This is a genomic window from Campylobacter gastrosuis, from assembly GCF_030249845.1.
Taxonomy (GTDB): domain Bacteria; phylum Campylobacterota; class Campylobacteria; order Campylobacterales; family Campylobacteraceae; genus Campylobacter_A; species Campylobacter_A gastrosuis.
This window is the reverse complement of sequence record NZ_JANURM010000016.1, coordinates 28,351-41,734: the sequence shown is the minus strand read 5'-3', so window position 1 is coordinate 41,734 and position 13,384 is coordinate 28,351. Positions and strand designations below refer to the sequence as shown.

Sequence of the window (13,384 nt, the reverse complement as noted above, 5' to 3'; positions counted from 1 at the left end):
TAATGGAGGAGCTAGATAATATCGGCAATACCACTTCATTTAACGGACAACAACTCCTAAACGGCACATTCTCAAACAAAGAATTTCAAATCGGTGCTTATTCAAACGAAGTAGTAAAAGCAAGCATTGGTGCTACGACTTCGGATAAGATTGGACTTACACGTTTTGAAAGCTCAAAACTCATCACTGCTGGTGGCAAGGTTTCACTTACATTTATTAATGTTGATGGCGTAAATAACGTAAAAGTCGCAGCTGCCGTAATCTCAACTGGTTTAGGTAACGGACTGGGCAAACTCGCTGAAAACATCAATAAGGTATCAAATGAAACTGGTGTCAGGGCTACTTACGATGTAACATTAAGAGGTAGTAAGGCAATAACCGCTGGTAACCTTTATTCAATCACAATCAATGGCGTAAAAATCGGCGACCTAGCTGTAAAAGACGGCGACAGCAATGGTGCCTTAGTAAATGCGATAAACTCAGTAAAAGACCAAACAGGCGTAGAAGCGTCAATAGATCCACAAGGCAGAATGGTGCTAACAAGTCGTGATGGACGTGCGATAAATATTACGGGTGGAGATAATGCAAAAGCGAAAAAGATAGGTGAAGCTCTCGGTATGCAAGGCAAAATTGCAGAACAACTTTCAAGCTCAATGTTTGTAGGTCGTTTAAACCTTGTAAGACTTGACGGCAGGGATATTAAAATTTCAGGTGGCAGTCAAGCAAATGGTGCGTATTCGGCTGCGTTTAGTCAAGACGGCGGCAACCAACAATCAGTTTCACTTCGTGATATCAGGGGACAAATAGACAAATCCGTTGCTGCTGCAATGGGATTTCAGCGTATGTCGCTATCTGATATGACTTCTAATCAATCAGCTGGCGTAATGACACTACGTGGTGCTATGGCAGTTATGAATATCGCTGAATCAGCACAAAAAACACTTGACTTCATTCGCTCAGACCTTGGATCAGTGCAAAATCAGCTTGTTGCAACCGTTAGCAATATCACGGTAACTCAGGTCAATGTAAAATCAGCAGAGAGTCAAATCAGAGATGTTGATTTTGCAGCTGAGAGTGCAAACTTCTCAAAAAGAAACATCCTAGCACAATCAGGCAGCTACGCAATGAGCCAAGCAAACTCAGTGCAACAAAACGTCCTAAAACTGCTACAATAACTACAAATTTCTAGCAAACTTTGGTTTGCTAGAAATTCTTTTCATTCTTAAAACCCAATTTTTATATATACTGGTTTTTGATAACAATTTTGCCTGAAATTTAAAAAGTGTTGTTTTTTAAAAGAATGTGGCTTTTAGAACAAGCAAAGCGGATTAGGGTTATAACTTGCAAACAAAATTTTGTTTATTTTGCAATAGAGCTTCGCTTGAAATTTAAAAAGTGTCGCTTACTCTATTTTAAGGGAGAAGGGGGCTTGAATTGCGAAGTCGCCCCCTTCTCCCTTAACAACCCTTATCCCCGACAACGCTTCTAAGGTGGCGAACATCTGCCGATTTTCAATCGGCGTTCGCAGGTTTAGATTTTTTACGTTTCAACATTTTTAAAATTTTAGTCTAAAAAAATATGCTGTTTTTTGAGAATTTTTGTGGTTTGAAGTAGAACTTTGCATTTTGTTAAGGGGGCTTCTTTTGCGTTCTACTTCTAGAACGAGCGAAGCGAAGTAGGGTCGCTCCCTTCTCCTTTGCCGTAACTCGCAGATCACAAAAATGGTATCGTAATACCATTTTTGTTGCTGTCTGCTCCACCTTCCCCACGACAACGCTCTTTCGTGCGAACACCTGCCGATTTTCAATCGGCGTTCGCTGGTTTTTATTTTTTTACGTTTTAGCATTTTTAAATTTTGTGTTTTTCGCAAAAAATTTCGCCATTTACCAAGTAAAAACGCTCTTTTATTGCTATGCTTTTGCAGGTTTTAACTGGCAACAAGTCGGCTTTTACGTTCTGGCGTTTTTAAAAATTTAAAATCCAGCGAGAAAATCCGCATAATTTTTCTAAATTTTAAAATTTTACTGAGTTATTAAATATATATTTACTATTTAGCTATATAATTTCGCAATTAATAAATTTTATTATAAGGAGAAAAAATGTTAGTTACAAAAAAAGCACCTGATTTTACAGCTGCGGCAGTTTTAGGCGATAATCAAATCAAATCAGATTTTAACCTATACAAAAATTTAGGCAAAAACGGAGCGGTCGTGTTCTTTTATCCAATGGACTTCACGTTCGTTTGCCCTAGCGAAATCATCGCATTTGACAAGAGATACGACGACTTTAAAGAGCGTGGCATAGAGGTTATTGCGGTTTCAACAGATAATCAATTCTCACACTTTGCGTGGAAAGAGACACCGGTAAATAAAGGCGGTATCGGCAATGTCCGCTTCCCAATCGTGGCTGACACAAATCACGCTATTTCACGTGGTTTTGACGTGCTTATTGAAGAGGTTGGCGTTGCACTTCGTGGTTCGTTCTTGCTTGATAAAGACGGCACAATCCGCCACGCAGTCGTAAATGACCTACCACTTGGCAGAAACATTGACGAGATGATAAGAATGGTAGATACAATGCTATTTACAAACGAGCACGGCGAAGTTTGCCCTGCTGGCTGGCACAAGGGCGATGCAGCTATGAAACCAAGCACAGCTGGTGTGGCTGAGTATCTTTCAAAACACGAAGGCGAACTATAAATTTTTAAGGCAGGATAACCCTGCCTTTTTTAATACTTCTTAAATAAAAATTTCAAAAGCAAAATTACATTATAATAAGCCAAAATTTTTCAAGGATAAAAAAATGATGTTCGTAAATGGCTTTTTTAACACCAAAATTTCTCTTTTTAACGAGCTTGAAGCCGATTTTTTAAAGGACGGATTGGAGTTTTGTAAGGAGGTTAGCTTTGAGCTTGATAGCGATGAAGTTACTATGTTTTTAAAGGATATCTATCTAGCCTTAGTTAGCGATGAGCTTGATAATTTAAAGCTAAAAGATGATTTTGAGGTGCTTGTAAGTAAAGCAAGTGGCGTTATTAGGCTACCCGAGCACGTTTTTTTAAATTTTCTCATTCAATACGCCAAAAAGAGCGAATTTGGCATTAGAGAGCTGGTTTTTAGGATTGATTTTATCATCAAAGGATTAAAGGCTAGAAAGGTCGTTTCAGCCCAGCCATCGGTGCTAAATTTAAACAACGATATGTTTTTTGAACACCCAATTAACACCTTTAAAAAGATAAAAGACCTAGAAAAAAGCGTTACATTTTTAAACCTTTATGACGGCGTAAATATCCAAAACGACGGCACGATCTTAAATATCGGCGAAGACAGCGTCACGCTACAAACGACGATAAATCAAATCCTAGCGATGAAGCAAGAGGGCAACGCCTACATTTTAAAAAACGACTACTTTTTAAAGCACATAAAGGCTGATATTAGCGATTTTAATCTCTCATCAAAAACGATTACGCTTACGAATTTTAAGCGTGTTGAAAAGATGAGTGCCAGCCTTAGAAAGCACCAAAGGGTGCATCCAAATAAATTTACAAGAGTCACGCTAAAAGGCGAAAACAGCGAACTTCTAGGCAACCTTTATGATATTTCAAAGGGTGGGCTTAGCGTGTTAAGCCAAGAGGACGTGAAATTTCATCCGCACGAAAATATCACGGCGACCTTTGAGCTTTGTGTGAGCGAGGATAACTGCGTTAAAATCACGCTTGATTTGACGCTAATCGTGCAGATAAGTCAGAACGGATTTATGCGTTATTGTATGCAAAATCGCAACCAAATCACGCCAGAGCTTGATAAATTCATAGATAAAAGGGTGCAAGACACGCTTGATGAGCTAAACGAACTTCAAAGCTCATACAGATGAGTGGCGAGCTTTGGCTAGGCACGAGCGAGAATAAGCCGTTTTTTTATAAAAGTAAAAATTTAACCACACACGCTCTAATCATCGGTATGACTGGCTCAGGTAAAACTGGGCTTGGTATCACGCTACTTGAAGAGATTTGTCTTAAAAATATCCCAAGCTTTGTCATTGACCCAAAGGGCGATATGGGCAATCTTTGCCTAGCGTTAAAAAACACCGATGAGTTTTTGACTTACACAAATGATAAAAGTAGGGCTGAAAATTTAGCAAATAGCCTAAGACTAGGGCTTAATGATGATTTAGAGCGAGTTAGCGAGTTTAAAAACAGCGTGGATTTTACCATTTACACGCCAAAAAGTAGTAGCGGGGTCGGCGTGGCACTCTTAGGCGATTTTGTGCCACCACAAAATTTAGATGATGAGGCGATGATAAATTATGTAAATTCGCTTACAAGCTCCATTTTATCGCTACTTTCAATCAACGCTGATGATGCGTCAAAAGAGCATATTTTAATCTCTAAAATTCTATCAAACGCCTTTGAAGAGGGCAAAACTTTAAGCCTAAGTGAGCTAATCTTAGCCATAAATGAGCCACCATTTAGTCAAATTGGCATCTTTGATATTGAGAAATTTTACCCAGCAAATGAGCGTTTTAAGCTTAGCGTTAGGCTAAATTTACTCATTGCAAGTGCAAATTTTAAAGCCTACACAAACGGCGAACGCCTAAACATAAAAAATATGCTTTTTAACGGCACGAAGGCAAAATGCAACATTTTTAGCATAGCCCACCTAAACGACAACGAGCGAATGTTTTTTGTTACGTTTTTGCTAAACGAAATTTTAGCTTGGATTAGAACCACAAGTGGCACGGACGAGCTAAAAGCGGTGCTTTATATGGATGAAATTTTTGGCTATTTCTCGCCAAATGCAAATCCACCCTCAAAAACGCCGATGCTCACGCTTTTAAAACAAGCTCGTGCTTTTGGGCTTGGCTGTGTTTTAAGCACCCAAAATCCAGTGGATTTAGACTACAAAGGGCTTAGCAACATAGGCACGTGGTTTATTGGTAGATTAATCACCGCTCAGGATAAAGAGCGTGTAATTAGCGGACTAAACGGCGATAAAACCGAGCTTTTTAGCCAAATTTCAAACCTAGAAAAAAGGCAGTTTTTAATAAAAAATATCCACGATGACGCCCTTAAAATTTTAAACACTCGCTACGCACTTAGCTACCTAAAAGGTCCGCTAACTGCCGATGAGATTAAAAATTTAATGAGCCAAAAACGCCAAAATTTTAGCCACAAAGATGAGCAAAATCAAAGACCGCTCATCTCAAACGAGATAAAACAGCTCTTTGCCAGTGATAAAAATGAGCTAAACGCCTATTTTTTAGGCACGGCAAGGGTTAGATTTTATGATACAAAGCTTAATATTGATACAAATTTAGACCTTAGCTTTTTAGGCGAGGCGTGTGAGAATTTTAGCTGGGATAATGCTAGTAAAAATCCAGAGCTAAATTTCACACAAATGCCACAAAATGCGACTTTTATGCCATTGCCAAGTGAAATTTTACGCCTTAAAAACACCAAAAATTTACAAAGTGATTTAAGGGATTTTATCTACCAAAACGAGGGACTTTATCTTTACGCCTCGCCTCGCCTTAACTCAAATCCGGGCGAAAGTAAGCAGGAGTTTTTAGCCAGACTAAGCCTTAATGATTCAAGCAAAGAACAAGAGGCGTTAGAGCAGAAATTTAAGGCTCAAAAAGCAAGGCTTGAAGATAAATTAGCAAGTGCAAGACAAAGACTTGTTAAAGAGCAAAACGACGCAAAAACAAGCACGATTGACGCTGTGGTTAATATCGGAGCTAGTTTGATCGGTGCATTTTTTGGCAAAAAGAGCGTTTCAAAAATCGCAACTAGCGTAAAAAGCACAAATCGCCTTTTAAAAGAGCGAAATGATGTCAAACTAAGCGAGGCTGGGGTTGATGAAATTTTGGCTCAAATTGATGATTTAGAGCGTGAATTTGAGCTAAAATTAGCTGAGATTAAGAGCAAAAATTTACAGATAAATCAGATAAAAATCGCCCCAAAAAAGAGCGATATTTTTATCCAAGATGTGGTTTTGGTTTGGATGTAGCTACTTTTTTGAGAGCTTGATTGCGTTTGCTAAATCGGCGATTAGGTCGTTTGCGTCCTCAACGCCGATAGCTAGGCGAAGTAGGTTTGGCTTTATGCCGATTTTTTCTTGAAGCTCGGCTGGATAAGACTCGTGTGTCATTGATGAAGGCTGACAAATCAGGCTCTCAACACCGCCAAGGCTCACTGCTAAATCAAATAATTTTAGCGATTTTGCAAATTTTTTGTAGTCGTAATTTTGATTTAGCTCAATTGAGATTAAGGCACCGATATCGCCAGCTTGGCTCTTTTGGACTTTTGCCTCATATTCAGAGCGTGAGCCAGCGTAATGAACAACATCAATGGCTTCGTTTGATTTTAAAAATTCAATGATTTTGTGCGTATTTTGCATCTGTCTATCAAAGCGAACGCTTAGGGTTTTTAGCCCACGAATGAGCGAATAAGCATCGGTCGGGCTTAAATTTGAGCCAAGCGTGTTTTTAATAAACCTTAGCTTTTCACCAAGTTTTTCATCATTTGTCGTGGCAATACCAGCGATAACGTCAGCGTGTCCGCCGATATATTTTGTAGCAGAATAGACCACGACATCTACGCCAAAGTCAAGCAGTTTTTGAAAATACGGCGTTAAAAATGTGTTATCAGCGACTACTAAAATTCCCTTTTTGTGAGCTAGCTCCACGATTTTTTTAATGTCAGTAACCCTTAAAAGCGGATTTGAAGGCGTCTCAACAAAAATCATCTTAACATCTGGCGTTAAATCATCTTCTGTGATTACATTTAAATCATCAACTAGCTCGTATTTTATGCCATTATCGGCAAAAATCGTGTGAGCGTATCTAAACGTCCCGCCATAGACATTGTTGTTTAAAAGCACCTTATCGCCACTTTTTAGCAGGTGAAATGCTGCCGTAGTCGCTGCCATACCAGATGAGAAGCTAATGCAACACTTAGCGCCCTCAATCTTTGCAAATAGTGTCTCAAAGGCGTCGGTTGTCGGATTTAAGCCGCGCGAGTAGCAAAATTTGCCAAACTCATCAAGCCCATCTTGTGCAAATGTGCTTGATAGATAAATCGGTGGCACGACAGCCTTGTGCTGGTCGGTGTGAGCCGAAATGCCTTTAACCAAAAGTGTGTTTAGATTCATTATCTCTCCTTAAAATTTCATCGCTGAAATAAAATTTACAATTCTATCGTTGTCGTTATAAAAAAACTCATCGCTCGTGCCATCAAAGATGATATTGCCCTTGTCTAAAAATAAAATTCTATCCGCCGCACGCCTTGCAAATTCCATATTGTGAGTTACGATTATGATTGAGCGTTGCTCTTTGCTTAGATCAAAAATCACCTTTAAAACCTCCGCTTCAAGCTCTGGATCAAGCGCTGATGTCGGCTCATCAAGCAGTAAAAAATATGGCTTCATCGCTAAGGCTCTAACAATAGCCACCCTTTGCTTTTGACCGCCTGAAAGCGTGGCTATGTAGGCATTTTCTTTTTGCGATAAGCCGACCTTTTTTAGCAAATTTCTAGCAGTTTCTACCGCTTCATCTTTTGGAATTTTTAGCACATTTATCGGTGCTTCAATGATATTTTCAAGCACGTTTAAATGTGGGAATAGGTTAAAATCCTGAAAAACCATACCAGTGTGGCTACGAAACGGCAACTTTTGTCGCTCTTTAATCGGTAGTGAAAAATTTAGATAAAATCCACGAAGATACATCTGACCGCTATCTGGGGTTTCAAGCAGATTGATACAGCGTAAAAGTGTTGATTTGCCAGAGCCAGAGCTGCCTAAAATCACCGTTGTTTGCTTGTCGTAAATTTCTAAATCTATATCTTTTAAGACGTGATTTTCGCCAAAAAATTTATTAATTTTTATAAGTTTTACTGACATTTTTATCCTAAAAATTTTGATGAGCGTTTCTCTAAATACGACTGCAAAAACGTAAGGGCTGTGCAGATGATTAGATACATAATCGCAACTAAAACATAGAGCAAAAACGGCTCAAATGTCCTTGCTGCAATGCGTTGAGCGACCATAAACATATCAACCATCGTAATTGAAGCAGCCAAAGATGTGTCCTTAACCAAACTTATGAATGTGTTTGAGAGTGGCGGGATTGAAATTCTCATCGCTTGTGGGGCAATGATTCTTCTTAAAACCATAAATTTACCCATACCAAGCGAGAGTGCCGCCTCCCACTGACCCTTTGGCACTGAAAGTATAGCCGCTCTAATCGCCTCTGATGCGTAAGCGCCGACATTTAGGCTAAATGCGACAATCGCCGCACTCCAAACGTCAAACTGAATGCCGACCTTTGGCAGTCCGTAAAATACGATAAAAAGCTGAACGAGCATAGGCGTGCCACGAAAAATCCAAACATAAAAGCCAAAGATTAGCTTTAAAATTTTAATCTTTGAAAGCCTTGCAAGTGCCGTGATAATGGCGATAATAAGCCCAAAGGCAAATGAAATAATGCTAAGTGGTATCGTGATTTTTGCCCCAGCTACCGCAAGTGGGATAATCGCCTCAAATATAATTTCAAATGCCCGTTCTATGACCTATCCTTTTTATTGTGAAATATCTTTGCCGAAGTATTTTATTGAAATTTCCTTTATTTTTCCATTATTTTGTAACTCTTTTATCGCTTCGTTGATTGCATTTACTAAATCTGTTTCGCCTTTTTTAACAAGTCCAGCCGAAAGTATCGCCTCATCGCCGTTTTTTGCGATTTTTATCGGCGCGTCTGGTTTTTGTTTTAAATAATCATAAAATGTAACATCATCATTTATCGTAGCGTCGGCTCGTTTTGTGATGATTAGCTCCACAGCCTTGCTAAAACCATCGGTGGTTACGATATTTGCACCATAGCTCTCGGCTAGTTTTGCCCAGTTGCTAGTGGCTGAATGAGCTGAGCTTTTACCCTTTAAATCGCTAAAATCCTTAATATCATCGTTGTCTTTATGAACGACAATGGCACTTCTTGATTTTATATATGGCAGGGTGTAGTCGTATTTTTTCTTTCTGTCTTCATTTATTGTTACTTGATTAAACACGACATCTGATTTACCAGCATCAAACGCCGCTAACATAGCGTCCCAAGGTGCTTCAACAAACTCAACCTTAACGCCCATTTTTTCGCCCACCGCACGAGCGACCTCCACATCATAGCCCACTAGCTCGTCCTTTTCGTTGTGATACGAAAATGGCGAATACGTGCCTTCTGTGCCGACCCTTAAAACGCCCTCTTTTTTGATACGCTCAAAGGCACTTTGGCTCTTTGCTTCATCGTTGCCACAAGCTACAAAAAATAGCGACACACTTGCTAAAAATAGCGTTTTTGCTAGAATTTTTAGTTTCATTTTTTATCCTTTTTATTTACGTTTACTTTACGTTTAAGTGATTTTAGCAAAAAGTCATTAAACTTGGCTAAAATTTTAAAAATTTTCTAACTTCATCGTTAATAAATTCTAAATCTCCGCTCTTTTTGTTTAAAAATGCCGAGCGGTTAAAGGTTCGCTGTCTTTTTGCAAGTTGAGCTGTGTGCGTAAAAATCAGCGTTTCAAGCTCATCTTGGCTTGAAATTTTACCGCTAAAAAACTCGCCACACTCCTTTAAGCCGATTGATTTAAGTGGCTTTAAATCGCTATCGTAATGCTCAAAAAGCCATTTTGCCTCATCAAGAAGTCCATTTTTTAGCATATTTTTGGTGCGAATTTCTATCCGCTCCCTGATTTTTGGCACGTCCCATAAAATTTCAAAGATTGAAATTTCGCCTAAAATCGGCTCTTTTGTGTTGTTTTTAAGCCATAAACTCGGCTTTTGGTCGCTAAATTTATAGATACAAAACCACTTTTGAAGGCGGTAGGTGTCATTTTGGCTAAATTTCGCCCCAAATTCCGGGTCAATTTGCCTGATTAGCTCGTAAATTTGGGCGTTATCTGGCGTGTCATATTTTGGCACATCTGGCGTTAGTCCGCTCATCATCGCCTTTAAATAAAATCCGCTCCCGCCGGTGATTATTAAAATTTTGCCTTGATTTTTGGCGTAATCTTTTGCTTGTTTGTAAATTTCAAAAAACCTGCCAACGCTAAAATTCTCATCTGGATTAATTAAGTCAATGCCAAAATGTTTAACGCTTTTTAAATCATCTTTGCTCGGTTTTGCACTTGCGATGTCAATGTAGCGGTAGATTGAGAGGCTATCAAGACTTAAAATCACGCCGTCAAATTCACGTGCAATTTGCAAGGCTAAGTCGGTTTTGCCACTTGCTGTTGTGCCGATTATGCAAAATTGTCTAAACATTTTAAACCCTTTAAAAATGAAAAATTATACTAAATTTAAAGAAAATCCGAGTAAAATCCGCTAAAAACTCTTGGATAAAAATGCAGAAATTTCTAAATTTATTAAAAGATATCAGCGATTTAATCGTTTTTAAACACTCAATTTTTGCCCTGCCGTTTATTTTTACGGCGATGATTGTGGCTAGTTTTGTTAAAACTAACTCGGCGTGGTTTGGTTTTAAACTGCTAGTTTTAGGCGTTTTGTGTGCTGTGAGTGCTAGAAATTTTGCGATGGCGTTTAATCGCTACGCCGATAGAGATATTGATAAGCACAACCCACGAACAGCCTCTCGCCCTAGCGTTGATGGCAGGATTGGAGCAAATAATCTGCTTATTTTTATCGCCCTAAATGCCCTTGTTTTCGTGCTTGTTGCGTATTTTATTAATGACTTGGCATTTTATCTTAGCGTGCCAATTTTAATCATTCTAGCTGGTTACTCAATTTTTAAGCGTTTTAGCCCACTTGCTCACGTGGTTTTAGGCGTTAGTTTAGGACTTGCACCCATTGCTGGGGTCGTGGCTGTTGCTAATGAAATTACGCTTTATTCGGTGCTTTTATCGCTTGGCGTGGTCTTTTGGGTGGCTGGATTTGACCTGCTTTATTCGCTTCAAGATTTAGAATTTGACGTTAAAAACGGACTTTTTAGTGTGCCTAGCATTTATGGCAAGGACGCTACGCTTTTTATCTCAGCCTTGTTTCACGCTCTTGCTGTGCTGTTTTGGCTACTTTTTTGCTGGGGTGCTGGGCTTGGTGGATTTGCCTATTTTGGCGTGGTGCTAAGTGGGGCGATTTTATGGCAAGAACACCGCATTGTAAGGCGTGATTTTAGCAAGATTGACAGGGCATTTTTCACGCTAAATGGCTATCTTGGCATTATGTTTTTCATCTTTGTTTTGGTTGATTTATTATGAGATTAGTCCCGGCTAGTTTAGAGATTGAATTTTCGCTTGATGATGATAAAAATGAGCAGTTTTTTATTGAGTTTAACTCAATGACAAGAAGCGAAGAGGACGCACTTGGAGCGTGGCTAAAACGTGCAAAGGCAAGGGGCGACACAAAGGAGAGCGACCAAGTGCTTTTAACACTTTTAATTGAGCTTCATCGCAAGATTGACGAGCTTAGCGATACGCTAAAAAATGAGCAAAAAAGCAGGATTAAGCTTGAAAATAGGGCAAAAATCACTGGCATTGGCTTTGAGGGCATTAGTATTGATGAGCCAAAATTTCAAAGTGGCAAGAGCTATTATGCTAGAATTTTAATGCCAATATTCCCAAAGCGAACGATAGCGATTTATCTAAATGCAATTGATGAAAAAACGGCAAAAATCACGATGATGCACGGCGATGATGAGAGCGATTTTAACGCTTATGTAACGGCACGTGAGCGCGTGATGATAAGACAAAACAGAGAGTAAAGGAGAGAATTTGGATTATATTTTATTTTTGGTGTTTAGCGTGATTTTAGCGGCACTTTTGGGCTTTATTTATCTAAAAGAGATTGAGACTAAAAAGAAATTTTCAAGGTTTGAAAAGGTCATTGAGGGTGTGATTCAGGAGAATTTTGCCTTAAAAAAACAGCTTTTATCGCTAACAAGCACAAATGACGGCAGCGTGGTGGATTTAAGCGTGCTTGAAAGACAGCTTGATGAGAAGATAGAGAGCCGTTTGAGCGAGAAAATTTTGCCACTTTTTAACTCGCTAAAAAGCATTGAAAGCACGATTGATGAGTTTCAAAGTGAGCAACAAAGCCGAATTTACAACCTTGAAGAACGCACCAGAGATATAAACAAAATCACGCCGCCAAGTATGCAAAGCGAGGAGGAGCAGATAATCCGCCTATTTAACGACGGCAAAAGTAGCGAAGTCATCGCAAAAGACCTAAGGCTTGGGATCGGCAGGGTTGAGTTTGTGCTAAAAATGCATAGGTTGATTTAGTTTTTAGCGTGATTAAGTGCGTTAAATTTGCGTTAAAATTGTGGTTTTTTGATAAAAATTTGTGCGGTTTTTGGTAGAAATTCGCTTTTTTTGGTGTTGCTTGCTGTGTTTTAGGAAATTTTGTGTTTGATTTGAAGTAGAACTTCGCATTTTGCTTTTAGAACGAGCAAAGCGAAGTAGGGCTGCTTTTGTTGTAACTCGCAAATAAATTTTTGTTACTTAAAAACGTAAATTTTTGACTTGGCTTGCAGTAGAACTTTGCATTTTATTCAGGGTGTCGCTCACTTTATTTTAAGGGAGAAGGGGGCTTGAATTGCGAAGTCACCCCCTTCTCCCTTAACAGCCCACAACCCCGACAACGCTTCTAAGGTGGCGAACACTTGCCGATTTTCAATCGGCGTTCGCAGGTTTATATTTTTTAAGTTCTAGCGTTTTTAAATTTTTAATTAAAAAGCAAAATTTACAAACTAAAATTTATACGGCTTTTATCACGAGAAAAGCGAAGTAGGGTCGCCCCATTCTCCATTTGCCATAACTCGCAAACAATCAAAACAATGTCGTAACATTATTTTGATTTTCGTTTGCTCCCCCACGACAACGCTCTTTCGTTGCTGTGCTTCGCACAGGTTTTAATTGCCGACAAGTCGGCTTTTTACGTTTTAAAATTTTAAACTAAAAATTTATGCTGTTTTTGATAAAAATTCACGTGATTTTTAGCAGAACTTTGCATTTTGTTAAGGTGGCTTTTTGTGTTTTGCTTTTAGAACAAGCAAAGCGAAGTAGCGTCGCCTCCACTTTTATAGCTCGCAGGTAACAACATTCTTTTATTATTGTGTTTTTGCAGATTTTACGAAATTTTAACCTAAAATGCCGTTTGCCATAGGTTTGGTGCTTTAAGTTACGCACACAGATAAAAAAACGGCAAACAAGAGCGTGGGTAAAAATCACAAATTTCGCGATGATTTTTGTGTTTTAAAATTCGTTACGATTTTACACATTTTTAGGGTGGGTTTTTGTGCGTTTTTTTGGTGATTTGGCTTAAAATTCAAAATTTTAGCCATTTTGCCGATAATAATTTTTACTAAATGACACAAGATTTAC

General features: G+C 38.8%; 12 protein-coding genes. 7 read left to right on the top strand and 5 right to left on the bottom strand.

The annotated features are described in order from the left end of the window. The 4 genes from NYG85_RS09720 to NYG85_RS09705 form a co-directional block, all read left to right on the top strand. A partial coding sequence (locus tag NYG85_RS09720) for a flagellin B (RefSeq protein ID WP_284938344.1) occupies positions 1–1,175 on the top strand: 1,175 nt, incomplete at its 5' end. Between the two features lie 924 nt (positions 1,176–2,099). Further along, the gene (locus NYG85_RS09715) at positions 2,100–2,699 is read left to right on the top strand and encodes a peroxiredoxin (protein WP_284938343.1); all 600 of its coding nucleotides are present in this window, start codon (positions 2,100–2,102) and stop codon (positions 2,697–2,699) included. Positions 2,700–2,802: 103 nt separating this feature from the next. Beyond that, on the top strand, positions 2,803–3,873 hold the full coding sequence (locus tag NYG85_RS09710) for a PilZ domain-containing protein (protein WP_284938342.1): 1,071 nt from the start codon (positions 2,803–2,805) through the stop codon (positions 3,871–3,873). Further along, positions 3,870–6,008 (top strand): ATP-binding protein, encoded by a 2,139-nt coding sequence (locus NYG85_RS09705; protein ID WP_284938341.1) that lies wholly within the window; start codon positions 3,870–3,872, stop codon positions 6,006–6,008. Before NYG85_RS09710 ends, NYG85_RS09705 begins: the two co-directional genes overlap by 4 nt. Here the strand turns inward: NYG85_RS09705 and NYG85_RS09700 are convergent, their stop codons facing one another. From NYG85_RS09700 to miaA, 5 genes are all read right to left on the bottom strand, one after another. After that, the gene (locus tag NYG85_RS09700; protein WP_284938340.1) at positions 6,009–7,151 is read right to left on the bottom strand and encodes a trans-sulfuration enzyme family protein; all 1,143 of its coding nucleotides are present in this window, start codon (positions 7,149–7,151) and stop codon (positions 6,009–6,011) included. Positions 7,152–7,160: 9 nt separating this feature from the next. Beyond that, the gene (locus NYG85_RS09695) at positions 7,161–7,898 is read right to left on the bottom strand and encodes an amino acid ABC transporter ATP-binding protein (RefSeq protein WP_284938339.1); all 738 of its coding nucleotides are present in this window, start codon (positions 7,896–7,898) and stop codon (positions 7,161–7,163) included. 2 nt (positions 7,899–7,900) lie between these two features. After that, the gene (locus tag NYG85_RS09690; protein WP_284938348.1) at positions 7,901–8,563 is read right to left on the bottom strand and encodes an amino acid ABC transporter permease; all 663 of its coding nucleotides are present in this window, start codon (positions 8,561–8,563) and stop codon (positions 7,901–7,903) included. A 12-nt stretch (positions 8,564–8,575) separates the two neighbouring features. Beyond that, on the bottom strand, positions 8,576–9,367 hold the full coding sequence (locus NYG85_RS09685) for an amino acid ABC transporter substrate-binding protein (protein ID WP_284938338.1): 792 nt from the start codon (positions 9,365–9,367) through the stop codon (positions 8,576–8,578). A gap of 67 nt (positions 9,368–9,434) precedes the next feature. After that, positions 9,435–10,310, bottom strand: coding sequence for a tRNA (adenosine(37)-N6)-dimethylallyltransferase MiaA (gene miaA, locus NYG85_RS09680; protein WP_284938336.1), 876 nt, complete (start codon positions 10,308–10,310; stop codon positions 9,435–9,437). 80 nt (positions 10,311–10,390) lie between these two features. Here miaA and mqnP point away from each other — a divergent pair, with 80 nt between their 5' ends. From mqnP to NYG85_RS09665, 3 genes are read left to right on the top strand one after another with little or no spacing between them, the layout of a single operon-like run. Next, the gene (mqnP, locus tag NYG85_RS09675) at positions 10,391–11,260 is read left to right on the top strand and encodes a menaquinone biosynthesis prenyltransferase MqnP (RefSeq protein WP_284938334.1); all 870 of its coding nucleotides are present in this window, start codon (positions 10,391–10,393) and stop codon (positions 11,258–11,260) included. After that, entirely contained in the window at positions 11,257–11,763 is a 507-nt protein-coding gene (locus NYG85_RS09670; protein WP_284938332.1) for a hypothetical protein, read from the top strand. Before mqnP ends, NYG85_RS09670 begins: the two co-directional genes overlap by 4 nt. A 10-nt stretch (positions 11,764–11,773) precedes the next feature. After that, positions 11,774–12,283: a DUF6115 domain-containing protein gene (locus NYG85_RS09665; RefSeq protein ID WP_284938330.1), complete on the top strand. Its 510-nt coding sequence runs from the start codon at positions 11,774–11,776 to the stop codon at positions 12,281–12,283. Positions 12,284–13,384 lie beyond the last annotated feature (1,101 nt).

Coding starts and splice junctions, on each gene's coding strand:
- mqnP (WP_284938334.1), top strand. CDS start 10,391: ATGCAGAAATTTCTAAATTTATTAAAAGATATCAGCGATTTAATCGTT.
- NYG85_RS09695 (WP_284938339.1), bottom strand. CDS start 7,898: ATGTCAGTAAAACTTATAAAAATTAATAAATTTTTTGGCGAAAATCAC.
- NYG85_RS09685 (WP_284938338.1), bottom strand. CDS start 9,367: ATGAAACTAAAAATTCTAGCAAAAACGCTATTTTTAGCAAGTGTGTCG.
- NYG85_RS09715 (WP_284938343.1), top strand. CDS start 2,100: ATGTTAGTTACAAAAAAAGCACCTGATTTTACAGCTGCGGCAGTTTTA.
- NYG85_RS09705 (WP_284938341.1), top strand. CDS start 3,870: ATGAGTGGCGAGCTTTGGCTAGGCACGAGCGAGAATAAGCCGTTTTTT.
- miaA (WP_284938336.1), bottom strand. CDS start 10,310: ATGTTTAGACAATTTTGCATAATCGGCACAACAGCAAGTGGCAAAACC.
- NYG85_RS09700 (WP_284938340.1), bottom strand. CDS start 7,151: ATGAATCTAAACACACTTTTGGTTAAAGGCATTTCGGCTCACACCGAC.
- NYG85_RS09670 (WP_284938332.1), top strand. CDS start 11,257: ATGAGATTAGTCCCGGCTAGTTTAGAGATTGAATTTTCGCTTGATGAT.
- NYG85_RS09710 (WP_284938342.1), top strand. CDS start 2,803: ATGATGTTCGTAAATGGCTTTTTTAACACCAAAATTTCTCTTTTTAAC.